The organism is Acinetobacter sp. TR3 (assembly GCF_027105055.1).
Classification (GTDB): domain Bacteria; phylum Pseudomonadota; class Gammaproteobacteria; order Pseudomonadales; family Moraxellaceae; genus Acinetobacter.
The window spans coordinates 193,164-217,554 of the sequence record NZ_CP114264.1; the positions used below are offsets into that span (position 1 = coordinate 193,164).

The 24,391-nt window shown below is 39.1% G+C and carries 23 protein-coding genes; 15 read left to right on the forward strand and 8 right to left on the reverse strand.

Annotated elements, in window-relative coordinates; translation table 11 throughout:
• Positions 1-49 precede the first annotated feature (49 nt).
• Positions 50-2,269 carry a DNA topoisomerase IV subunit A gene (gene parC, locus O1449_RS00945; RefSeq protein WP_269238902.1) on the forward strand — a complete coding sequence of 740 codons (2,220 nt, stop codon included), beginning with the start codon at positions 50-52 and terminating at the stop codon, positions 2,267-2,269.
• 156 nt (positions 2,270-2,425) lie between these two features.
• The gene (locus tag O1449_RS00950) at positions 2,426-4,105 is read left to right on the forward strand and encodes a long-chain-fatty-acid--CoA ligase (protein WP_004659466.1); all 1,680 of its coding nucleotides are present in this window, start codon (positions 2,426-2,428) and stop codon (positions 4,103-4,105) included.
• An 80-nt stretch (positions 4,106-4,185) separates the two neighbouring features.
• Here the strand turns inward: O1449_RS00950 and O1449_RS00955 are convergent, their stop codons facing one another.
• Positions 4,186-4,578: a hypothetical protein gene (locus tag O1449_RS00955; RefSeq protein ID WP_269239652.1), complete on the reverse strand. Its 393-nt coding sequence runs from the start codon at positions 4,576-4,578 to the stop codon at positions 4,186-4,188.
• A gap of 151 nt (positions 4,579-4,729) precedes the next feature.
• Between O1449_RS00955 and O1449_RS00960 the strand changes: the two genes are divergently transcribed.
• Positions 4,730-5,128 (forward strand): MAPEG family protein, encoded by a 399-nt coding sequence (locus O1449_RS00960; protein WP_269238903.1) that lies wholly within the window; start codon positions 4,730-4,732, stop codon positions 5,126-5,128.
• A 116-nt stretch (positions 5,129-5,244) separates the two neighbouring features.
• On the forward strand, positions 5,245-5,772 hold the full coding sequence (gene ppa / locus O1449_RS00965; RefSeq protein WP_004917070.1) for an inorganic diphosphatase: 528 nt from the start codon (positions 5,245-5,247) through the stop codon (positions 5,770-5,772).
• A gap of 102 nt (positions 5,773-5,874) precedes the next feature.
• Here ppa and O1449_RS00970 read toward each other — a convergent pair whose 3' ends face one another.
• Positions 5,875-7,200: an OprD family outer membrane porin gene (locus O1449_RS00970; RefSeq protein ID WP_269238904.1), complete on the reverse strand. Its 1,326-nt coding sequence runs from the start codon at positions 7,198-7,200 to the stop codon at positions 5,875-5,877.
• 725 nt (positions 7,201-7,925) lie between these two features.
• Here O1449_RS00970 and O1449_RS00975 point away from each other — a divergent pair.
• Together O1449_RS00975 and O1449_RS00980 are read left to right on the forward strand one after the other, a co-directional pair.
• Positions 7,926-8,738, forward strand: coding sequence for a TorF family putative porin (locus tag O1449_RS00975; protein ID WP_269229068.1), 813 nt, complete (start codon positions 7,926-7,928; stop codon positions 8,736-8,738).
• Positions 8,739-9,071: 333 nt separating this feature from the next.
• Positions 9,072-9,860, forward strand: coding sequence for a TorF family putative porin (locus tag O1449_RS00980; protein WP_269238905.1), 789 nt, complete (start codon positions 9,072-9,074; stop codon positions 9,858-9,860).
• Positions 9,861-9,917: 57 nt separating this feature from the next.
• Here the strand turns inward: O1449_RS00980 and O1449_RS00985 are convergent, their stop codons facing one another.
• From O1449_RS00985 to O1449_RS00995, 3 genes are all read right to left on the reverse strand, one after another.
• On the reverse strand, positions 9,918-10,613 hold the full coding sequence (locus O1449_RS00985) for a hypothetical protein (protein ID WP_269238907.1): 696 nt from the start codon (positions 10,611-10,613) through the stop codon (positions 9,918-9,920).
• 12 nt (positions 10,614-10,625) lie between these two features.
• On the reverse strand, positions 10,626-12,104 hold the full coding sequence (locus O1449_RS00990; protein ID WP_269238908.1) for a YifB family Mg chelatase-like AAA ATPase: 1,479 nt from the start codon (positions 12,102-12,104) through the stop codon (positions 10,626-10,628).
• 68 nt (positions 12,105-12,172) lie between these two features.
• Positions 12,173-12,400 (reverse strand): accessory factor UbiK family protein, encoded by a 228-nt coding sequence (locus O1449_RS00995; protein WP_087536529.1) that lies wholly within the window; start codon positions 12,398-12,400, stop codon positions 12,173-12,175.
• Positions 12,401-12,675: 275 nt separating this feature from the next.
• Here O1449_RS00995 and glnK point away from each other — a divergent pair, with 275 nt between their 5' ends.
• The 7 genes from glnK (at position 12,676) to O1449_RS01030 (ending at position 19,491) form a co-directional block, all read left to right on the forward strand.
• Positions 12,676-13,014 carry a P-II family nitrogen regulator gene (gene glnK / locus O1449_RS01000; protein WP_000780326.1) on the forward strand — a complete coding sequence of 113 codons (339 nt, stop codon included), beginning with the start codon at positions 12,676-12,678 and terminating at the stop codon, positions 13,012-13,014.
• Between the two features lie 67 nt (positions 13,015-13,081).
• Positions 13,082-14,500 (forward strand): ammonium transporter, encoded by a 1,419-nt coding sequence (locus tag O1449_RS01005; RefSeq protein ID WP_269238909.1) that lies wholly within the window; start codon positions 13,082-13,084, stop codon positions 14,498-14,500.
• 126 nt (positions 14,501-14,626) lie between these two features.
• Positions 14,627-15,091: a transcriptional regulator NrdR gene (gene nrdR, locus O1449_RS01010; RefSeq protein ID WP_269229062.1), complete on the forward strand. Its 465-nt coding sequence runs from the start codon at positions 14,627-14,629 to the stop codon at positions 15,089-15,091.
• A gap of 12 nt (positions 15,092-15,103) precedes the next feature.
• Positions 15,104-16,204: a bifunctional diaminohydroxyphosphoribosylaminopyrimidine deaminase/5-amino-6-(5-phosphoribosylamino)uracil reductase RibD gene (ribD, locus tag O1449_RS01015; protein ID WP_269238911.1), complete on the forward strand. Its 1,101-nt coding sequence runs from the start codon at positions 15,104-15,106 to the stop codon at positions 16,202-16,204.
• Positions 16,201-17,493 carry a DNA adenine methylase gene (locus O1449_RS01020; protein WP_004659442.1) on the forward strand — a complete coding sequence of 431 codons (1,293 nt, stop codon included), beginning with the start codon at positions 16,201-16,203 and terminating at the stop codon, positions 17,491-17,493. The genes ribD and O1449_RS01020 overlap by 4 nt, the downstream gene beginning before the upstream one ends.
• 347 nt (positions 17,494-17,840) lie before the next feature.
• Positions 17,841-18,680, forward strand: a complete 840-nt coding sequence (locus O1449_RS01025) for an MIP/aquaporin family protein (protein WP_005163178.1) — start codon at positions 17,841-17,843, stop codon at positions 18,678-18,680.
• Positions 18,681-18,831: 151 nt separating this feature from the next.
• Positions 18,832-19,491 (forward strand): riboflavin synthase, encoded by a 660-nt coding sequence (locus O1449_RS01030; RefSeq protein WP_046738931.1) that lies wholly within the window; start codon positions 18,832-18,834, stop codon positions 19,489-19,491.
• 43 nt (positions 19,492-19,534) lie between these two features.
• On the opposite strand, the gene blhA is transcribed toward O1449_RS01030, so the two are convergent.
• Genes blhA through O1449_RS01045 form a run of 3 tightly spaced genes read right to left on the reverse strand, consistent with a single transcriptional unit; the run spans position 19,535 to position 22,056 of the window.
• Positions 19,535-20,161, reverse strand: coding sequence for a cell division protein BlhA (gene blhA / locus O1449_RS01035; RefSeq protein WP_269238912.1), 627 nt, complete (start codon positions 20,159-20,161; stop codon positions 19,535-19,537).
• Between the two features lie 35 nt (positions 20,162-20,196).
• Positions 20,197-20,604 (reverse strand): DNA polymerase III subunit chi, encoded by a 408-nt coding sequence (locus O1449_RS01040; protein ID WP_269229058.1) that lies wholly within the window; start codon positions 20,602-20,604, stop codon positions 20,197-20,199.
• Between the two features lie 3 nt (positions 20,605-20,607).
• Positions 20,608-22,056 (reverse strand): leucyl aminopeptidase, encoded by a 1,449-nt coding sequence (locus O1449_RS01045; protein WP_269238913.1) that lies wholly within the window; start codon positions 22,054-22,056, stop codon positions 20,608-20,610.
• 157 nt (positions 22,057-22,213) lie between these two features.
• Between O1449_RS01045 and lptF the strand changes: the two genes are divergently transcribed.
• Complete coding sequence (gene lptF / locus O1449_RS01050) at positions 22,214-23,314, forward strand: LPS export ABC transporter permease LptF (RefSeq protein WP_269238915.1); 1,101 nt, start codon at positions 22,214-22,216, stop codon at positions 23,312-23,314.
• Complete coding sequence (gene lptG, locus O1449_RS01055; RefSeq protein ID WP_269238917.1) at positions 23,314-24,384, forward strand: LPS export ABC transporter permease LptG; 1,071 nt, start codon at positions 23,314-23,316, stop codon at positions 24,382-24,384. The genes lptF and lptG overlap by 1 nt, the downstream gene beginning before the upstream one ends.
• Positions 24,385-24,391: the final 7 nt, after the last annotated feature.

Below are 24,391 nucleotides of genomic sequence, written 5' to 3' on the forward strand. Positions count from 1 at the left end.
TAGCATACAAAACATTGACGATAACAATGATTTTGGATGACTTGCTGAAATGACCAGCCTTGCACATCATGCAACCGAAAACCGCTCCGTAGCCGAATTCACAGAACAAGCTTACTTAAATTATGCCATGTACGTGATTATGGATCGTGCACTGCCGCATATCAGCGATGGTTTAAAACCTGTACAACGTCGTATTGTCTATGCCATGAGTGAGCTGGGTTTAAAATCGACAGGTAAGCCGAAGAAGTCAGCCCGTACTGTTGGTGATGTACTTGGTAAATATCATCCGCATGGTGACTTAGCTTGTTATGAAGCGATGGTGTTGATGGCACAGCCATTCAGCTACCGTTATCCATTGATTGAAGGTCAAGGCAACTGGGGTTCACCTGATGACCCTAAGTCATTTGCTGCAATGCGTTATACCGAAGCCAAATTGTCTGCTTATAGTGAATTATTACTGAGTGAGCTTGGACAAGGGACAAGTGAATGGCAAGATAACTTTGATGGTTCGATGAAAGAACCGATTACTTTGCCTGCAAGGATTCCCAATATCCTACTGAACGGTACGACGGGCATTGCAGTGGGGATGGCAACTGATATTCCACCGCATAACTTACGTGAAGTGGTCAAAGGTACGATTGCACTGATTCGTAACCCTGAAACCACAGATGAAAAATTAGCAGAATATATTCCAGCCCCCGATTTACCGACCAAAGCTGAAATTATTACTCCACCAGAAGAATTACTGAAAATCCAAACTACAGGGCGTGGTAGCTATCGTGCGCGTGCAGTGTATACGGTCGAAAAAAATGAGATTGTGATTACTGAACTACCTTATCAAGTTTCAGGTTCAAAAGTCGTCACGCAAATTGCGGATCAGATGATTGCGAAAAAGTTACCTTTGGTGGCAGATATTCGTGATGAATCAGATCATAAAAATCCAACACGCTTAGTCATTGTATTACGTTCTAATCGTGTAGATGCTGAAACTGTGATGAGCCATTTATTTGCAACCACTGATTTAGAATCAAGCTATCGTGTCAATCTAAACATGATTGGTGCAGATGGTCGTCCGCAAGTCAAATCGATTCGCCGTATTTTGTTGGAATGGATTGAGATCCGTAAGCAAACCGTAACACGTCGTTTGCAATATCATTTAAACAAAATTGAAAAACGTTTGCATATTTTGGCAGGCCTTTTAATTGCTTATTTAGATATTGATACTGTAATTCGGATTATTCGTGAAGAAGATCAGCCAAAACCTGTTTTGATACAGCACTTTGCGATAGATGATATTCAGGCTGAAGCGATTTTGGAGCTCAAGCTTCGTCATTTGGCTAAACTTGAAGAAATGGAAATCCGCCGTGAACAAGAAGAACTGGAAGCAAAAGCTGCCATTATTCGCGAGCAACTTGCAAATCCTGAATCATTGAAGAATTTAATTATTGGTGAGTTAAAAGAAGACGCGAAAAAGTTTGGCGATGATCGCCGTTCACCGATTGTTACTCGTGCAGATGCGGTACAAATCAAAGAACAAGATTTAATGCCTGCGGAAACGGTAACTGTGGTCTTATCAGAAGCAGGTTGGGTGAGAGCTGCCAAAGGTGGTGATGTTGATGCAGCAAATCTAAATTTCCGTGCAGGTGATCAATATTTGAGTCATGCAGTCGGAAAAACCAATCAACGTGTCTACTTTTTAGATGAAACAGGGCGGAGTTATGCGCTGCCGATTAGTAGTCTCCCTTCGGCACGTGGCTTAGGCGAGCCATTGAGTTCGAAACTTGCACCAGCTAGCGGCGTGTCATTTATTCAAGTATTTGTTGATGAAGACAGTAATGAGTTACTTGCTGTCAGTTCAAATGGATATGGATTTAAAACGCAAGCGGCGCAGTTAGATACGAATGCTAAAGCAGGTAAAGCCTTTTTGACAGTCGCAGATCAGGCAACAGCTTTACCTTTATTGCCAATTCAACAAGCCACACATGTTGCAATTCTGAGTTCATCAGGGCGGTTATTGATTATTGATTTAGCTGAATTACCGATTCTAAATAAAGGAAAAGGTAACAAGTTGATACAACTTGATGAAAAAGAGCAAATTTTATCCATGACAACACTTAGTTTAGATGAAATAATCCAAGTCGCTGCAGGACAACAACACCTTAAACTGAAAGGGGATGATCTCCAAAAATATATAGGAAAAAGAGCAACAAAGGGGCAACTTTTACCACGGGGATATCAAAAAGCAAATAGACTCCTCATTCAGAGATAAGGCTAGTATTCTGTGATAAAAATACGTTATATATGACAAGGTATTCATATTATTTGAATAGATTGACAGGGCAATTTCAAAAGTTAAAAAAAAGTTTTGTCATGGAAAGTAACGTCGTTACATTTTTAAGGATTACTACTCGGAGATAATGGCATTATGGAAAAGATTTGGTTTGCAGAATACCAAAAGACAGGAATTCCAGAAACAGTTGCGCTGCCTGCTGAAAACACCTCACTTGTTGATATTTTTGAACGCAATTTCCAAAAATTTGGTTCACGTGATGCCTTTATCTTCATGGATAAAGTTTTAACGTACAATGAATTAGAAGTCGCTAGTCGTAAGTTTGCGACTTATTTACAAGGCCTTGGTTTGGCTAAAGGGACACGCGTTGCGGTGATGATGCCGAACGTATTTCAATATCCAGTAGTTGCTCTCGGCGTATTCCGTGCAGGCTTAGTATTGGTCAATGTAAACCCGCTTTATACTTCACGTGAGCTTGAGCATCAGTTAAATGACTCAGGTGCAGAAGCTCTTGTAATCATCGAAAACTTTGCTAGTGTTTATCAAAGTATTATTGGTAAAACACCAGTGAAGCATGTTGTGGTTGCTTCTGTCGGTGACATGCTCGGTACACTGAAAGGTACGATTGTAAACTTCGTTTTACGCAAAGTACGTAAACAAATTCCAGCATGGAATATTCCTGGCCACGTTAAATTTAATGCAGCGCTAGGTAAAGCGAATCCAAGCAATTATAAACGTCCAAGTTTGACCTTAAGCGATACTGCTGTACTGCAATATACAGGTGGTACGACAGGTGTTTCTAAAGGTGCTGAGTTGACACACCGTAACTTGGTTTCTAACCTATTACAATGTGATGGTATTTTCTCAAGTAAGTTTGGCACAGGTGACGGTTCTAAAGATGATCGTATCGTGTGTGCGTTACCGCTTTATCATATCTTTGCATTCATGGTGTGCGCGCTTTACGGTATGTATAAAGGTCAAGCCAATATTTTGATTCCGAACCCACGTGACCTACCAGCAGTCGTTGGTGAATTACGTAAATATCAACCTTCTTTCTTCCCAGCAGTAAACACCTTGTTTAATGCCTTAGTGAATAACGAAGAATTCAAACAGCTTGACCATAGCAAATTGAAGATGGCAATGGGTGGTGGTATGGCTGTATTGCCATCTACGGCTGCTGCTTGGCAGAAAGTAACAGGTACGATCATTATCGAAGGTTATGGTTTATCTGAAACATCGCCAGTGGCGACAGCAAACCCGCCTGCAACAACAGAGTTTAGTGGTACGATTGGTATCCCATTACCATTAACTGAAGTTGCTTTACTTGATGATGATGGTAATGAAGTGGCACTTGGTGAGCAGGGTGAAATTTCGATTCGTGGCCCACAGGTAATGAAAGGCTATTGGAATCGTCCTGATGAAACTGAGAAAGTCATGACCAAAGACGGTTTCTTCCGTACGGGTGATGTTGGTGTCATGGATTCACGCGGTTATTTCAAAATTGTAGACCGTAAAAAAGATATGATCTTGGTTTCAGGCTTTAATGTTTACCCAAGTGAAATTGAAGAAGTGATTGCGAAGCATCCAAAAGTATTGGAAGTTGCTGCGATTGGTGTGCCAGATGAAAAATCAGGTGAAGTGCCTAAACTATTCATCGTGAAAAAAGATCCTTCATTAACAACTGAAGAAATTATTGCTTATGCAAAACAAAACTTAACAGGCTATAAATGCCCACGTTATGTTGAGTTTATGGATGATCTACCAAAATCTAACGTAGGTAAGATCTTACGTAAAGATTTACGTAAACCAGCTTAATAATTCCACTTAGCCTCCGTTTAAAAGGGAGCTATTGGAAATAAAAAAACGCCACAATAGTGGCGTTTTTTTATTTGGGCTTATCGAGTATTATTTGATTTCATCAACCAACGATCAATATAAGGCCGTCCAATCCCAACAATGCCGACAAATACAAGCATGGTCGCAAGTTGAAAACGTAACCGAATTGGGTCAATTCCATTAAAGCTGAAGTAATTGTCCGCAAAAACGTAGAGAACAACTATCGTTAGCCAATGCCAAAGAGTGAGCCTTTTAATTCCAACTGCATAAAATGCAAGTGTGAGAATCGCGAAAGTCCCCAAAGTTGATTGCCAATTGAGGTTTGCACAAATCACACTGAGTAGAAATGCCATAATAGGCAACACCACTTTGAGTACGCGGTCAACTAAAAGCTGATGCTGTCGTTGTTGAGCAAGAACATCAAACAATTTGTTTTGATCTTGAGCTGGCATAACATGACCTTGAGATTGAATCAAAGAAAACTACTTTTAAAACTAGCAGAATATATAAAAGCAGTGCTTGTTGAACAAGCACAAATGAAAGTTCAATAAATTTTAAGTTATGATAGCATGATCACAAGAACTTCAAATGATGGATATCAGCATGCAAGGTATTAGCGGCATTATATTGATTATTATCGTTGCATGTTTATTGCCCTATGTTTTTACCTTAATTGCAAAAGCAAAAGGTGGCTTCCAAGCAAAGGATAATCAGAATCCGCGTGAATTTTTGGCGAAAACGACAGGTTTAGCTGCCAGAGCCAATGCAGTACAACAGAATAGTTTTGAGAGCCTACCTTTATTTATCGCTGCAATTTTGATGGCTGAATATATGGTTGTGCCTGAAAAATTTATTCTGAGCTTAGGCTGGGCGTATATCGTATTTCGCGTCATTTATGGAATATGCTATTTGGCAAATCTTGCTACTTTACGTTCGATTATTTGGTTTTTTTCAATATTTTGTCCAATTTTACTGTTTGTGATTACGATTAAACTGACCTAAATCGATATTGAGTATAAAATTCATTAACGCTCAGCATATCTAGCATCATTTTTATGGTATTCACGCTATAATCTGTTGGATTTACATCTAAGTTCACAAGATAAACGAGTGTTGATATGAGTTATAGCAATATTCCTGCGGGTAAAGACGCACCAAATGACATCTATGTCATCATTGAGATTCCTGCAAATGCAGCGCCAATCAAATACGAAATCGATAAAGATTCTGATGCGTTATTTGTAGACCGTTTTATGGGTACAGCCATGTTTTACCCAGCAAACTATGGTTATGTGCCAAATACATTGTCAGAAGATGGCGACCCATTAGATGTATTGGTTGTAACGCCACATCCTGTTGCTGCGGGTTCTGTGATTCGTTGCCGTCCAGTGGGCAAACTGAACATGGAAGATGATGGTGGTATTGATGCGAAACTCATCGCTGTGCCACATGAGAAGTTATCTCCTCTCTATAAAGATGTGAAAGAATATACAGATCTTCCACCTTTATTGATTAGCCAAGTTGAGCACTTCTTTGCTCACTATAAAGATTTAGAGCCTGGTAAATGGGTAAAAATCAGCGGGTGGGAAGGTGCTGACGTTGCAAAAGCTGAAGTGTTGAAAGCAATCGAAGCTGCTAAAAAATAATTTTTGCAAGATAAGGCCAGATTTTATCACCCTAAAATCAGGCTCATAAAAAAACCGCCATTCAATTGAGTGGCGGTTTTTTATGAATTGATCTAAAGTGAATTAGAACAGTTTCACAGGAATATCAAGGAACAAACGCCATTCATTGGTTGAGCCAATGACATTGCTGACATATTGACCAGAAACATTATTATAGGTATCACTTGAACGTAAGTAAGAATAGCGAACACGTAGGCTTGCATCTTTCAATGCACCTGTTTGAACTGTATATTTGACTTGGTTAAAGAACTCATGTTCTTCGGCTTGGTCAATGATTTTTGAGCGATCTGTTATTTTAGCGATATCAATATCCCAACCATAAACAAATGCAGTTGTCCAGTTTAGACCAGGTAAACCGTGATTTTTGAAGTTGTAGTTATATTGTAGCCCGACAGATTTTTCATCATTACCATTAAAGTCACCTAAATAGGAATTAGGGACATAGATACTTTGTAAACCATCAGCATTATAGCCATAGTCATACCCAGTATTACCTGTGTTATCTTGATAAGAAAGCATGACATTATGTACATCTTTGCCATAGCCCACTGAAACAGCCCAAATCGAGTTTTTACGGTTTGCTAGATCATCTGTGGTATGTGAATCAGTGAGCGCATCTTTATCCCATTTTGTATGATAACCCATGGCATCAAGTGTTAAGGTACTCTTGTCTTTTAAGCCTTGGGTAAAGTTTACATTAGCATAATGACGTTCTAACTTATCTTGAACATCTAAGCCATAATACGATGAATTGAGTTGATCATTAAATTTATATTTAGCACCCCAAACTACTGCACGATCAAGCCCTTGACCTGTCACATCTTTATCGGTACTAATTTGGTTTGACATTTGGTTTTTTGTGAATTTACCTGCAACCATATTTAGATTTGGAATTTCATTACTTTCAACGAAAACACCTGTGTAATACTCAGGTACTAAACGGGCTTGATTACTTGCCATGACAGGAAGTGTTGACACCTGTGTACCATAAGTCACGGTTGTGTTGGAAATACGTGCTTTCACATTAGCACCACCACGAGCCCAATGATCATAAGCAAATCCACGATCATCTACAGGAATCATTTGATTACCCGTATTATTATTCGCACCAAGCTTGAAAGATGCATCACCTACTAGGCCAACACCAAAGCCAACAACACCCTTTGTAAAGCCTGATTGAAGATTAAAAATGGCAGTTTGCGCTGTTGAGCTTGTATCATTTGTTAAACCGTCTTTTTTATCACGATTTAAAAAGCCTGTGCGGAACAATACTGAACCATTTGCATCCTCAACAAAACCTTTAGCTTCGCTTTGTTCGCTTGCATATGTTGAGGAGATCAATGCGGCATTAATCAAAACCGCTAATGTTAGTTTCTTTGCCTTTGGCATAGGTAGCCTCATAATAAATAAGATCAATTTCGGTCAGAATCGAAATTTTGACCAATTGTATAAGTTATACATAAAAAAGATAGATTTTTATTAAAATATTTTAATTAAATTTACACAAAATTAGGATAAGATTTTTTGTTTTTATTATTGTATAAAAAATAGATAAATTAAAATTAAATAATTGTTTTTTAATTAAAAAATATAGTATTATTCCTGTAATTAAAATTGATTATTTTTTGATATTTTCTTTTTAAAATATGTGATTATATTGATATTTTCTTTTTAAATTTAATGATTTATTTTGTAATTGATTAAAAAATGATTGAGTTGATTTGCAAAAAATAACATCCCGATGAGTGGTAAGATTTTTGTATCAAAAAGCGCTCGTTTTTTAGAAGTTGCACTTATGTTGTGCGAATTTTCCTCGCTTTTTAAGCCAAAACTGTAAATGTTTAACAATGATCGATTGTTGAGCAGTGTTGTTGCATTATTTTTGTGCGGTTTAATTACTAATCTTATTTTTTGCTTAAAAATGGATCAAAAAATCCAGTTTAAAACGCTTAAATAGCCCTTTTTTATTCTCTTTATATATTTCATGACAAAGATATGACATCAAACCTAGGTTTTATAGTGCTTTAAAGAAGTTGGCATAGCATTTGCTATTCACATAATGATGCAACTTAAAACATAAATTCAGTCGAATATCCATCATGGGGGAGATCAATATGATGAAATTTGCATGTAAGGCGATCGCGTTAAGTATTTTTGCTGTGACTTCGACTTTTGCTATGGCAGAAGATAAACCTTCATTATATGGGATTACTGCATCGGGCAATGTTTCAGCTGTAACAGATTATCGTTTTCGTGGTGTGACACAATCTTCGAATAATCCTGCGATTCAAGGTGGATTTACATTTTCACATACGTCGGGTGCATATTTAGCACTTTGGGGTTCAAGTGTTGACTTTAGTATTCCTGGTGTTTCAACTGAAACTGATGCTACATTAGGTTTTACTAATAGTTTTGCTTTAACAGATAAAATTAAACCAATCTATGATGTAGGTGTAATTCATTATGGATATATAGGTTCCAAATCTAATGCTGTGAATAAATATAATGATAAGAAAGGTTTAGCTTTTACAGAAGTATTTGGTAAGTTAACTTTCCCTGAAACATTATTAGCAGGCGATGCTCTAAGTGTAGGTGTGAATTATTCACCTGATTACTGGGGGAGAACTGATGATTTTTGGTATTTTAACTTAGGTTACTCAGCGCCAATTGCAAGCACTGGTTTAACAGGTTTAGCTTCAGTAGGGTACAATAAATTAAAAAATAAAGATTCTTTAAGTATTGTTGCTGGTGGTCCTGGAAAAGATGATAATTATATCGACTACAAAGTTGGTGTAAATTATAACTTCTTAGGTATCCTCGCTGAAGTTGATGTTGTTGGAACAAATGTAAGTACTTCAGATATGAGTGATAATGACAAAAAACCTTATGACACAGGTGTTTTATTTAGTTTGACTAAAACATTCTAATTTAAAAAACACTTATAAACCTTTAAAAAGCCAGCGTATATGCTGGCTTTTTTTATTTATTTTTAGAAAAGAAAAGCGAAAACATTATATTCAGAATAGGTGCTAATTATGTGCGCCTCTATATTTAAAGATGCATTTTATTATCGCACTCTTATCGTGGGAGATTGATTGATTAATAGAATAATAAAATAATTTTTTTTAAAATGATTATAATCAAATGTTTATACTTAATTTTAGCTTAGTTCTTACTTTTGGCACAGCATTTGCAAATTTCATCATGATGCAATTTAGAACATAAATCAGTTGAATATCTAAATCATGGGGGAAATCAATATGATGAAATTTGCATGCAAAGCTACAGTTCTATCGATGGTATTTACAACATCAACTTTAAGTTTGGCTGAAGAAACAAAGCTACCATTTCCAGGAACGATTACAGGCAATGTAAACGTAGTATCTAGTTATAATCTACGTGGTATGACAAATTCACCTGAAAGTGATACACCTGCAGTACAAGGTGGACTTGATTACACGCATGATAGTGGATTGTATTTGGGATATTGGTTTTCGACCTTAACTGCTGCATATGCAGATTTAAATACCTCACCGACTTATGTAAACGAAGATAAGAAGTCATTTGAAAATGATTTATATGCTGGTTATAAAGGTAAGATTACAGATGATCTTGGTTATCAAATTGGCGGTACGGTTTATTACTATTATCCAGGTTGGGAATCAACAGGATATGAAACCATTATCGGCTTAAGTTATAAAGATTTGAGTATTACAGCCCAAACGTTATTAAATAATGTCACTTTTGGAAATAAAGGTGATACTTATTTCCTAGCAACCTACGCACCAAAATTAGCTGGTGGCTTTACGGGTAAAGCTCAATTAGCAGCCTATTATTATGGTGATGATGATGAGTATTTAGCTTACCAAGCTAAAGCAGGAGATGTCACCAAAACTGATTTTGCTTTCCGTCACGCAACTCTTGGATTGTCACATCCTTTAGGAAATACTGGTGCAACTTGGAGCCTAGATTATATCTTTGGTGGCTATACTCGTGATGAAACAAAGCAAAAAAATAAAGTTGTTTTGGGTTTAGGTTACGCTTTTTAAAGACATTTTATTTAATAAAAAGTTGAGCAATATCTCACCCTTTTTATATTGGGTTGATTATTTGGAGAAAGTAAACCTTTCTCCAAAATCATTTTCAATACTTGTTAAATTGTATTCTTTGCCATTTTCTATTTTTCGATAACCCCTTAGAAATACATCTGTTCCTACACCCCAGCATCTTTTCTTATCACTCACCATCACTGCTCCTTGAGAGTATACTTGTTGGACGGGACCATCAAATATGAATCCATGTGGAATATATAGTGCTTTGTGAACTTCTTGCTTGGTTACTTCCATAAAAAATGGATTATTTTCATCAATAATTTTAGTATCCCTTAATACACTGGATGCACGTTTATTATAAAAATCAATAATGTTCAATTCTTGTTTGGCGTATGCTAAAAGCGTCTTAATACTTTGTAAGTTCAGATTTTTATTTTGTCCTAAAAGAGCATGATATTTTTCGAGTAATAACGATGCTTGTGATGAAGTAATGTCATTAATAATAATACAGTCTTCACCATTACCGAGAGCTGCTTGCCATGCAGAGTCAACCCCATTATAAAAAACAATACCTCTCCCTTGCTTAATTTGTTGACCTGAGTAACGACTTTGCGATGGAAAAATCAGTGCTTCGCCGCCATGTAATAAGGCAGGAACAAAAACAATAAAACGTTTCGTACGATTGACGACTTTTATTCCATGTTCAATGTCGCTAGGTTTTAGTTTTAATAAAGGCAATTTTTGATTCATGTAATTTTCTATCTAGCCTCGATAAGACAAGGCTTCTGTTAAATGGGTTGTTAAAATGATATCGCTTTCGGCCAAGTCGGCGATGGTTCGTGCAACACGAAGTACACGATGATAGGCGCGTGCTGAGAGATTAAGTCGCTGTTGAGCCATTTCGATGATTTTGGCTGAATTTTCATCTAATTGAGCATATTGTTCTAGCAAATTTGGAGAAAGTGCCTGATTCAAACATTGCTGTCTTAACATTTGTTTATCATAAGCTTTCATCACGCGTTGCCGCACAATTGTAGAACTTTCTGTCGGACTTTGATCTTGTAGTTCTTTGGTCTGCAAAGGTGGCACATCAATATGTAAATCAATACGATCTAGTAATGGACCTGAGATACGATTTTGATAGCGTTGAATATTTTCTGCTGAGCACTGGCAGCGACTATCTTGGTTAAATGCGTAACCACAAGGACATGGATTCATTGCTGCAATAAATTGAAAATTCGCTGGGAATGTCATTTGTCTTGCCGCACGGGAGATGACGATCTCTTTCGACTCTAGCGGTTGTCTGAGAACCTCCAAAACTTTGCGGTCAAATTCAGGTAATTCGTCTAAAAATAATACGCCTAAATGTGCAAGTGTAATTTCGCCTGGTTTAGGTTGTGAACCGCCTCCAACTAATGCAATCGCTGACGCAGTATGGTGTGGTGCGCGGAAGGGGCGTTGTCCAAAAGTATGTTGAGCGTTTGCAACCGAATAAATACTTGCGACTTCTAAATTTTCTTGGGCATTGAGTGGTGGCAAAATAGAAGGTAGCCGAGAAGCCAGTAATGTTTTACCTGTACCAGGTGGACCTTTAAAAAGTAAAGAATGTCCGCCCGCTGCTGCTATTTCTAGTGCACGACGAGGACGTAATTGACCTTTGACATCTGCAAGATCAAATTGATACTGAGTAGTGTTTAAATTTTCTTGTTTGGGTGCAGTTGATAAATGAGAAGTGCCCAAAAAGTGTGCACATACATCTTGTAAATGATTGGCAGCATAAACTTCAAACTGCGGAAGTTGATTGGCTTCTTCTAGATTATTAGTAGGAACCAATAAGCGGTGTTGGGCTTGTTGGCAAGCCATCGCAATTGGCAATATTCCAGTAACAGGGCGTAAATGTCCATCTAATGCAAGTTCACCAATAAATTCAAAGCCGTCAGTACAATTTTCAGGAAGTTGACCTGAAGCAATTAAAATTCCTAGTGCGATCGGTAAATCTAGGCGGGAGCCATCTTTAGGAAGATCTGCAGGTGCTAAATTAATCGTTAAACGTTTGGTTGGAAACAAGAAACCACTGTTGATAATTGCTGATCGAACACGATCTTTACTTTCCCGTACAGCGGCTTCTGCTAAACCTACAATGGTTAAGGAGGGGAGTCCTGAACTGATATGAACTTCAACTTCGATTTGAGGGGCATGTAAACCTAATAAACCCCTCGTGTAAATTTTTGCGAAAGACATTTTATTATTGTTCCATCATGGTGCTTTATTTTTAATCATTTTTGTTGATTTGTGCGCTAAACTGGTGCTTATTTTTGATCTTGCACCATTTTTTCTAGAGTGCTCATTTGCTGTTGTAACGCAGCGAGGCGTTGGTTTGCCAAATTTAGCGCTATTTTCTGGCGCTCCAGCTCTTGTTTAGAGACTAAATCTAATTTTTCGACGCTTTCATTGAGCAAAGCACGTAAATTTTTTTCTAAATCTTTTTTAGGTTGATCAACTTGTTCAAGAATGGCTTGTAAAAGAGTTTCAATCATGAAGCACTCAATAGGTTATATGTATTTGTAGGCAAGTGTACCATTGCTTGTAGTAATCCCATAGCCCTGTTCAACGCATTGATGTCACCGATATCTAAATTCAGTTAAACAGGAGCAAATGAAACTTATTTTCGATTGAATATCTACATCTTGACGTCCAAATAGGTTATAAAGAAAGCTCTTGCTGATGGTTTGAAAATCCCCAACCTTTAAATATTGGCATGAAAATTGAACATAAAACCTTACTGGTGAAAATAAGCCGAAGGAAAACACACATGAAGCTTGTAACTGCAATTGTAAAACCATTCAAACTCGATGATGTGCGTGAAGCACTCTCTGATATTGGTGTTCAAGGGATTACCGTAACTGAAGTAAAAGGTTTTGGTCGTCAAAAAGGTCATACTGAACTGTATCGTGGTGCAGAGTATGTCGTTGATTTTTTACCGAAAGTAAAGATTGAAATTGCGATTAGCGATGAAATGGTCGATGCGGTTATTGAATCTATCACTCGTGTCGCAAGCACTGGAAAAATTGGTGACGGTAAAATCTTTGTCACGAATTTGGAACAAGTCATCCGTATTCGTACTGGTGAAACTGGACCAGATGCTGTCTAAATTGGCACAAAGTTTGCTGAGTTAGAACTAAGAGAAATAGCTCACAAAATAAGGTTGGGGGACACGAATGAAAAAAATGCTTATGGCGCTCAGTCTATCTGGCGCACTCTTAGGTGGTTCAGCGATGGTTTGGGCAGAAGATGCTGCATCAACACCCGTTGCGGAACAAACTGTAGCAGCGTCTGATACGGCGGCTGCATCAACTGTGACTGTCGCAGCAGAAGCTCTAGCTCCTGTAGAAGCTGCTCCAGCTCCTGCACCAGTTGCAAAAGTTGATACAGGCGATACAGCTTGGATTCTCGTTTCAACAGCACTGGTTCTGTTGATGACTATTCCTGGTTTGGCTCTATTCTATGGTGGTATGGTTCGTAAGAAAAACGTACTGAGCACCATGATGTTTAGCCTTTCTGCGGCGATTTTAGTCAGCTTGATTTGGGTCATTGCGGGTTATTCACTTGCATTCTCTGGGTCAGGTGCTTACGTTGGTGATTTTGCGAAGGTCATGTTAAATGGCATACCGTTTGATGCCATAGTTCCAAATACGACTATTCCAGAAAACCTTTTTGTTATTTTCCAAATGACTTTTGCGATTATCACTGTTGCAATTATTAGCGGCTCGATTGCTGATCGTATGAAATATTCAGCATTCATGGCGTTTATTGCGATTTGGATCGTCTTGGTTTATGCACCAATTACTCACTGGGTTTGGGCGACAGATGGTTGGTTACTCAAAGCAGGTGCGTTAGATTTCGCGGGTGGCACGGTTGTCCATATCAATGCGGGTGTTGCAGGTTTGGTTGCTGCATATATGCTTGGTAAACGTGCTGGTCTAGGTCGCGAATCAATGGCGCCGCACAACCTTACTCTGACTGTGATTGGCGCAAGCTTAATTTGGGTAGGTTGGTTTGGCTTTAACGGTGGTAGTGCTTTAGGTGCTGGTGCTCGTGCAAGTATGGCAATTCTTGTAACTCAAGTTGCTGCTGCTGCCGCTGCATTCTCTTGGTTGATTGTTGAACGTCTCGTTCGTGGTAAGGCTTCAGTACTTGGTGGTGCATCAGGTGCGGTTGCTGGTTTGGTTGTGATTACTCCTGCTGCTGGTTTCGTTGGTGTGGGTGGTGCATTAATCATGGGCTTAATCGGTGGTGTAGTGTGCTTCTGGGGTATTACAGCACTTAAACGTCTCCTTAAAGCAGATGATGCATTGGATGCTTTCGGTCTACACGCAGTTGGTGGTATCGTTGGTGCGGTTCTTACGGGTGTGTTCTACAGTAATGAAATCATTAAAGCTGCTAACGTTGCGCTTGCTCCAACATTTGCAGGTCAATTATGGGTGCAAGTTGAAGGTGTACTCGCAACGATGGTATATAGCGCAGTAGTGACTTTCATTATCCTTAAAGTGATTGATCTTGTGATTGGTATCCGCGTAAGTGCTGATGATGAGCGCATGGGTCTTGACCTTAGCCAACATGGCGAACGTATCGAATAATTCATTATTCTTTGAAGTTTAAAAAACAGCCGAATAAGGCTGTTTTTTTATGCCTTTCGTGTGCTAGTTCTGCAATTGCAGAAACTTTGCTACACTTAAGCAAAGTGAGTAAATAATCGCACAATTATGCATTGTCCATTTTGTAACGCTGCTGATAGTAAAGTCATCGACTCTCGCCTTGCGGCTGAGGGTTGTCAAATCCGTCGTCGTCGAGAATGCACGATTTGTTGTGAAAGGTTTACCACCTTTGAAAGTTATGAAATGGTAATGCCGCGGGTCATTAAATCTGATTCAAAAAGCGAACCATTTGACGAAGCAAAATTGCGCCGCTCATTGATGCATGCTTTACAGAAACGCCCAGTAACCCAAGAGCAAATTGAAACGGTTTTAAGTGATATACAATCACAAATTCGACGTTTAGGTGAGCGAGATGTAAAGTCTAGAACAATTGGTGAGATTGTAATGCAGGCTTTATTCGCACTTGATCATGTAGCCTATGTTCGTTTTGCCTCTGTTTATCAAGATTTCCAAGATGTTGAAGCATTTCGTCGTCAGATTGAGCAAATGCAACAACGTGAAAATGAAGCATAAGTTAGAGAAATCATGTCTGAGTTCACGCAAAATCATTTATCCCAAGATCAATATTGGATGCAGCAAGCAATTGAGTTGGCTCGACTAGGGCAATATTCAACCAAGCCGAATCCTAATGTGGGTTGCGTTATTGTCAAAGATGGGCAGTTGATTGGAGAGGGCTATCACCCTAAAGCGGGTCAACCTCACGCAGAAGTTTTTGCACTTCGCCAAGCGGGCGAACATGCTAAAGGTGCGACAGCTTACGTGACTTTGGAACCATGCGCACATTATGGTAGAACGCCGCCTTGTGCAGAAGCATTGGTTAAAGCTCAGGTGAAGAAAGTCGTGGTCGCTTGTTTTGACCCCAACCCATTAGTCGCGGGAAAAGGCGTTCAAATTTTACAAGCAGCGGGTATTGAAGTTGAAACAGGAATTTGTGTAGAAACTGCAAAAACGCTCAATTTGGGCTTTTTAAAAGCGATGTCTACGGGTTCGCCGTATGTGCGTTTGAAAATTGCATCAAGTTTAGATGGACGTACTGCAATGGCTTCAGGAGAATCAAAATGGATTACTGGAGCAATCGCTAGACAAGATGTACAACATTGGCGTGCAATTTCGGGTGCTGTGATTACTGGTATTCAAACCGTTTTAGCGGATGATTGTGAGCTGAATGTACGTGCATTGGACGGTATTGAGCTAAGTACCGTGGTTCAGCCGAAGCGTATTGTATTGGATCGCCAAGGACAGTTACCACTTTCAGCTAAGATTTTGAAAAATCCTGAAACAGTGATGGTGATGACACCATTTCGTCAAGAACTTGCTGATTTAGGCGTGATACAATTGGCGCCGCAACCCTTAAGTCACTTATTGCAGACCTTAACTCAACAGCATCAAATTTATGATGTGTTGGTTGAAGCAGGCGCAACTTTATCAACGGCTTTTTTACAGCAGGGTTTAGTTGATGAAATGATCAGTTATGTTGCACCGACTTTACTTGGTCAATCTGCTCGTGCAATGTTTAATGCTGAATTTAGTACAATAGCAGAACAATTGCGTTTTGATTTAGTCGATGTAACCCAACTTGGGCAAGATATTCGCCTAAGATTGCTCCCTATCCAAGAGATGATATGAATCCAGAACCATCGGTTTATCACAAGCGTCGTCATGCAGCACGTACGACTGACGAATATCTTTTTCATCAGCTAGTACCTTATTTAGGCAATAAGCGTCGACTGCTTCATCTCATTTTGGAAGCACTTGAGATTACGGGCACACTGAATAGTAAAAAAAAGAATCCACCGATTTTTGCTGATTTCTTTGCAGGGAGTGGCGTGGTCTCACGTTTAGCACGTCAAAACGGCTATCGTGTCATTGCAAATGACTGGGAACCGTATAGCCATGCATTGAACAATGCGATTTTAGCCTGTGTTGATGCACCCGCATTTAAAGAGTTAGGTGGCTATCAAAAAGCGATCGACTATTTGAATCGATTGCCAGAAGTCAAAGGCTGGGTGACACATAATCTTTGTCCACGTAATGATGATGTGTATGATCCTGCTCGTGATCGTTTGTTTTTCAAACGCCGCAATGGGATGCGTATTGATGCAATTCGTCAACAGATCGCAACTTGGCAAGCACAAGGTGCAATCAATGATGTGGAAATGAGTGCTCTATTGGCACCACTTTTATATTCGGCAAGTTTTGTGAGTAATACCAGTGGTGTATTTAAGAGCTTTCATCAGGGTTGGGGCGGTCGAACTCAAACAGCGCTAGAAAGAATCGAGTCATTAATATGGCTTACACCGAGCCGTTTCTGTGAGATTGGTGATCCCAAACGTCCTGCGGCGGAAATGTGGTGTGTCGATGCACAGCATTTAGCCAATCAAATGAGTGGTTTTGAAGTCGATGTTGCCTATCTTGATCCACCTTATAATCAGCATGCCTACAGCAGTAACTACCATGTTTTAAATGCTCTGACTTTATGGGATCAAGTGGATTTACCATCACCTGATACCAAAGGCTTTAAGAGTGGAATTGATCGAGCATGGCGTAAAGAACGCCCAAGTCCTTATAACTCTTCTAAGTATGCGAAAGAAGCTTATGAAAAGTTATTGGAAACCATTAATGCTCGCTATATTTTGACTAGTTATTCGACTGATGGAAATATTGAGCCTAAAGATTTGCTTACTGCTAATTTAAAGCGCGGTAAAGTGACTTTGTTAACTCAAGATGTACCGCGTTATCGAGTGAGTAAACAGCGTCAATCAGAACGTGCACGTGTTCTTGAGTTTATTGTGATTACGGATACCCATGCGAAGTCTGGCCCTCCATTACGACAACTTTTAGGGCAGTTATATCATTTTGCTGAGTTGGGTGGTGTTGATACGACAGGCAATAGTACTCAGCTTGCACTTTGGTAAATTCAAGTAGACACCATTTTTGGATAAAGTGGTGTCTATTCACAATTTTCTATTTTTTTCACTTTCTTGCTAATACATATAATTTTATAAAATAAATGATTGTTTTTACATGAATTGTCATTGAATTTAAATAAGTCTTTCTGAATAATCATTTACCTTTAAATTAATTAAAAACAATTACTTATATATTTTGTTGTGTGACTTAATCTTTTTTATTTACAAAAAATATTTTACTATTTGGTTGAAAAACTATCAGGAGAATATTGATCATTTTCGAAAATGAATATATTTTGCCGAGCTTTATTTCAGGTCATGCCTATACGCAGCACTGACCAAGAGAGGTTGTGATGAGTCGCTCGGAACCCAGCTTGTTGGGACAATGTATAGCTGAATTTTTTGCTACCGCAGTTTTTTTATCTTTTGGTATTGGTGTTGTGGCTGCGCTTAAACTTGCAGGAGCAAGTTTAGGGTTGTGGGAAATCAGTCTTGTATGGGGCTTGGCTGTAGCATTGGCTGTTTATTTATCGGCAGGTATTTCTGGAGCTCATCTCAATCCTGCCGTTACGATCGCATTAGCGCTGTTTGCTGGTTTCGATAAACGTAAAGTTCCTTTCTATATTATTTCTCAAGTTTCTGGTGCTGCTTTAGGCGCACTATTGGTCTATGGTTTGTATAGCAATCTATTTATGGATTATGAGCAAACACACCATATGGTACGGGGGAGTGTAGAGAGTTTGGAGTTGGCTGGAATTTTCTCAACCTATCCACATCATTTATTGTCTATTGGACAGGCGTTTATGGTGGAAATGTTTATCACTATGTTATTGCTTTGGCTCATCATGGCGATTGGTGATGATCATAATGGTTTGCCACGTGGTGCTTTAGCACCAATTTTGGTGGGTTTATTAGTTGCTGTCATTGGCGCTTCTTTTGGTCCATTAACAGGCTTTGCGATGAATCCTGCACGTGATTTTGGTCCAAAAGTTGTGGCCTATTTTTCGGGCTGGGGTTCAATTGCTTTTACTGGCGGTCGTGATATTCCTTATTTTATTGTGCCTATCTTTGCGCCGATTGTTGGCGCTTGCTTAGGTGTATTAGGCTATAAATTATTTTTTAGCCATTTCTTGTTAAATAATACGGTTGAGCTTAAACAGACAGCCAATAAACGTGTCTCTGAAATGCAGTAATTTAAGATTGAAAATAATCAAAGGGTGATCAATGGATCGCCTTTTTTATTGCAGGTATTTGAACTTGGAGTCCCTTGTTATCTCTAGGGCTTTGCTTTAAGGTATTCGATTCACTATGGCATATATTGCATAAGATTAGGTTAGAACTCCCATGTTTACAGGCATTATTGAAAGTTTAGGTAAGGTTGAGAGCTTACAAAGTGTAGGCGGTGATGTACGTCTACGTATTCAAACTGATTTGGATATGTCTGATGTGCATTTAGGTGATTCAATTGCCACCAATGGAATTTGTCTCACAGTGATCGAGTGGGGAAGCAATTGGTATGCTGCAGATGTGTCTCGTGAAAGCTTAAATCGAACGACTTTAGGTCAATGGAAAGTGGGTCAATCCGTCAATGTCGAAAAAGCAATGTTGCCAACAACTCGTTTTGGTGGGCATATTGTGAGTGGGCATGTCGATGGTCTTGGAGAAATTACAGTCGTTCGACAAGACGCACGTTCATTATATTTTGAAGTAACAGCACCTGTTGAGTTAGCAAAATATTTAGCTGAAAAAGGTTCTGTAACTGTCGATGGAATTAGTCTGACTATTAACCATCTACGTGGCAATATTCTAAGTTTGAATCTCATCCCTCATACTGCTGAGCGTACCAATATTGGCACATGGCAAGTTGGTACAAAAGTTAATTTAGAGGTTGATGTGCTGGCACGTTATATCGAGCGCTTATTGTTGGGTGATAGAGCAGCGGAACAAAAAACTGAGTCAAACATCAGTATGGCATTTTTAGCTGAGAATGGTTTCTTAAAATAAAAAATGAAACATAAAAAGGCCCAGTTCAAACTGGGCTTTTTTATTATTTTTCATCTGAGAACTTACTATTTTTCAGAATGTAATCAATTTCATCTTGGGCAAGTGCATGTAGTTTTGCTCGGAATACGGTTACGGCTTGTTCTATCAAGCTTTCCGCTTCTAGTTCTAAGCGAACACGCACACTTTCGAGTTCAGACAAGATTTGTTGGTCATCAATTCGAACACGTTGAGCCTGCGCATAATCAATGCTTGGCTGTTCAGGATTCGCTTGATAACGCTCAGTTTGTTGTGCAATTTCTTGATCAATGTGCTGTCGAAGGGCAACAAGATTTTCTGTTTGTTGTTCGAACTGATTTAACTCATCTGCTTGCAGTTGCGCGGCATAAGCAGCTTGGGCAGCACGTTTTTCTTCCAAGGCTTTTTCCAAAGCCAATTGTTTACGGATACGTGCTTGTTCAATCAACTCAGCTTTTAGATTGGCATAGGCTTGATCAATGCGTTGTTGAGAGCGTAGCTGAGCTTTTTCTTCGAGTTGTATCCATGTTTGGATTTGTGTTTGTGGTAGCAGTAGATCACAGATACGAGCTAAATCTTCCTGATAGGTCTGACGTACCGCTTCAGGTGTATTTAACCAACGCTTTTTAAAATCCTGTCCTACATTTAATGCCACACGACACTCCTTACATGATGCTATTGTTTACAGACTTATAATTTAAATGTGCGTGGCTCAATGCCTAAACGACGATACATCTTAAATTTCTCTCGCCCGATCTGTTTTGCAGTTTCATTATTTTCAATAATTTCGATAATGTGGCGAAAATCTTGAGTTTGTTCAAGTGCATGATTGTTAAAATTAAACACAATCCAATCCTTGGATGGCGGTAATTCAGCTGAAATACACACGGGACTATTCAACTGATCAATTCCATGAGGAATAAAGCTACTTGGATCAAAACTCCATAGCTTGTCATCCAACTCATTTTGTAAATTTGAATCAACACAATACCACCAAATCTGTGGGTGCTGATTCAAAATTTTTCGACATAAACGGCAAGCACTTTCGACTTGCCGTTCTATGCTATTTTCAAACAGATAAAAACTAACTTGTGTCATGTGTTAGTTATTCGATTCTGTGCGATTAGCTAAAAACTGCATAAGTAATGGTACTGGGCGTCCTGTTGCACCTTTAGCTGCACCAGATAACCATGCTGTACCAGCCACATCAAGATGCGCCCAACGATAATCACGCGTGAAACGCTCAAGGAAACATGCTGCGGTAATTGCACCGCCGTAAGGGCCACCAATATTGGCAATATCGGCAAAAGGTGAATCAAGTAATTCTTGATATTCTTCCATCACAGGCATACGCCATACACGGTCAAGCGATTGCTCACCTGCTTGTTGTAGCTCTTGTACAAGTTCATCATCTGGAGAGAATAGCCCACTGACGACTTTGCCTAGCGCAACAACACATGCACCTGTAAGTGTCGCAATATCAATCACAAGCGCAGGATTAAAACGTTTGATATAAGTGAGGGTGTCACATAGAACCAAACGACCTTCTGCATCCGTATTCAAAATTTCTACAGTTTGACCGCTCATGCTAGTCACAATATCACCCGGACGAGTTGCATGGCCGGAAGGCATATTTTCTGCCGCAGCAATTGCGCCAACCACATGGATTGGCAGGCGAGCTTCACAAAGTGCTTGCATAGTACCTAACACTGAAGCAGCACCACACATATCGAATTTCATTTCATCCATGCCTAAGCCTGGTTTTAATGAAATACCGCCTGTATCAAAAGTAACACCTTTACCGACCAATACGACAGGTGCTTGATCAATTTGGGTGTTGTATTCAAGGGTAATAATCCGACCAGGACGATCAGAACCTTTGCTGACAGCAAGAAAAGCATTCATTCCCAAATCAGCCATTTGCTGTTCATTCAGGATGGTGACTTTTAATAGGTCAGGGTATTGTGCTGCAAGAGCAATCGCCTGATCTGCAAGATATTCAGGAAAACAGATATTGCCGGGACGATTGCCTAAATCACGTGCATAGTTCTGTCCAGATTGTACAGCGTGAATTAAATTTAATTGAGCATCATCAAGTGCAGTTTTATCTGCAACCAGATTAATGGTTTCTAAGATGAACTCATTTTTTTTTGATTTAAACTCATCATAAGCATAGGCAGCTTGGGTTAAACTTAAGGCAAATAAATAATGTAAATCAGTTGGTAATGCGCTGAGATCTACAGTGATTTGTCTAAATTTATTTTGTGATGATTTGATAATCGTTTGTGCGAGTTTTGCTAATTTTGTCGCTTTCAATTCTGCACTTTTGCCTAAACCGAGTAAATGTGCATTGGCTTGCACAGAGATATTGGTAATCAGTGCAATATTTTCATTAAAACCAGCTTTGAATTGTGTGGCATTCAGAACATCTTCTAGATGGTTGATTTGATAACTATTTAAGTTCTGTTGTAATTGTTCTGAATCAACCAAAATCCACAAAGATTCACTAGACGACTGTGTTGGGAATGCGGTATGAAGGGTAAATTTCATTGTTTGTATAGAACCTAAGCAGCGAAAAAGAAAGATAAGTCCATTAAACACTTTCGGATATGAGGTTGCAATCCGCAACAAGCGATAGGTTTTATATTTTTAACATTCGGGTAAACTAGCACTACCCCTCGATTGGTCTATTTTTGGAAGCATTACTTTGATTATTCGGCGTTATCTCGTCAAACAAGTGGTCTCCACCTCTTTGGTTGTGACTGCTTTGCTCACTTTAATTATTATGGGTGGGCAGTTAATCAAGATTTTTGGGCGAGCTGCACAGGGTCGTTTAGACGCTAGTGTGTTGCTGAGTATCATTGCTTATCGTTTGCCAGAGTTTCTGACCTTAATTTTGCCACTAGGCTTCTTTATTGGACTCATGTTGGTTTTTGGTCGTCTATATGTTGACCATGAGATGGCGGTTTTAAATGGCAGTGGTGTTAGCCGTAATCAATTAGCCAAACTTTTATTGCCGATGACCTTTGTGTTCTTGTTTGTTCAGGCGATATTGATGTTTTGGGGTTCATCATCGGGGATACGTGCTTACGAAAGTTTAATGCAAACACAAGCAGTGCGAGCAGGTTTTGATTTGGTCCGACCTAAGGAATTTATTTCTTCAGGTCCTTATACCATTTACGCAGGTTCATTGTCTGAAGACCGTAAAAATTTAAAAGATATTTTTTATTATCAAAAAGCAGACCGTGAAGATAAACCTGATGTGATGATTTTAGCCAAAGAAGCGACACGTGTTGAAATGGCAAATGATACCGCCAATGTTGTTGATTTGGTTCAAGGTCGTCGTTACGAAATTTATCCAAACCAGCCACGCTATACCCAAGCAGAATTTCAATCTTATCGTTTACGTTTAGAGAATGATAAAGACGTTAAGTTTGAAAGCGATGATGTTGAAGCTTTATCGATGTCTAAGCTATGGGAACGACGTGATGACCCTGTTATTCGCAGCGAGCTTGGTTGGCGTATCTTTGGTCCATTTGTGATTATTGTTGGATTGATGCTTGCGGTTGCGTTATCTGAAGTAAGTCCACGTCAAGGTCGATATTATCGTCTTATTCCATCTATATTTATTTTTGCTAGCCTTATTGTATTAATGATCGCAATTCAGACACGAATTAGTAAAGGTGAGTTAGATATCTGGGCTTATCCTGTCGCATTAATGATTTATGCCATTGCGGCGGCAATTTTTGCACGGAAACAAAAGTTAGCACCAAAACTTAAGAAAAGTATTCAGCGAGTGGGGTTGTAATGTTAGCACGTCGAATAGTCGCCAAACATGTGACAAAAACCACTGTCCTCGCGATGCTAGGTACAACACTTGTGTTGTCTTTTTTACAAGTATTATTCACTTATTTGGGTGAATTGGGTTCACTCAAGCCAACTTATACTGCGTGGCAAGCATTTCTTTATGTGATGTGGGGCGCACCTCGTTATTTATATGAGATTTTACCTGTGGCAGCACTTATTGGTTCTGTTTTAGGTTTAGGTGCTCTTGCTTCGAATAGTGAACTGATCGTCATGCGTTCGGTTGGTATCAGCCTGTGGCGTATAGTGGGTTGGGTGATGCGCTCAGCTTTACTTTTAATTTTATTGTCTTTTGTATTGAGTGAATGGGTGATTCCTTATACCAATGAAAAAGCACAAAGCATTAAAAAACAACGTAGTGTAGCGGCTCTAGGTGAGGTAAAAGGTTATTGGTCACGTGAAGGCCAACGTTTTATCTATATTGATTATGCGAATTCCCAAGGTCAATTGCGCAATATTCAAGCGATTGATTTTGATCAGAACTATCGATTGCAGTCCTTTGTCACTGCTGAAAAAGGCCAATTTTTAAAAGATGGTCAGTGGACTTTAGAGAAATCACATCAGGTTGATTTACTTGCTCAAGGCAATGCGATTAAAACGGATCACGAGCAACAAGCGTTAGGATTGGCTTTACAACCTAAATATGTACATATGGTGACTTTGGACCCAGACGATTTATCTCCAAGTCAATTGATTAGTTTTATGCAGTATTTATCAGAATATAGCCAAGTTCCAAAGACCTATGAGTTAGCCTTTTGGAAAAAAGTCACGTCTCCATTTGCACTGATTACGTTGGTTCTTATTGCCTGTTCATTTATTTTTGGTCCATTGCGTCAACAGTCGATGGGTTTTCGCTTGGTTATCGCACTTTTCACTGGGTTAGGGTTCTTCTATTTACAAGACTTTTTAGGTTATGCAAGCTTGGTTTATGCACCGTCACCTGCTTGGTTTGTACTGTTACCCGTTGTGCTGATGTTTATGGTTGGTAGTTACTTATTGTATCGAGCAAGGTAGAAAATTA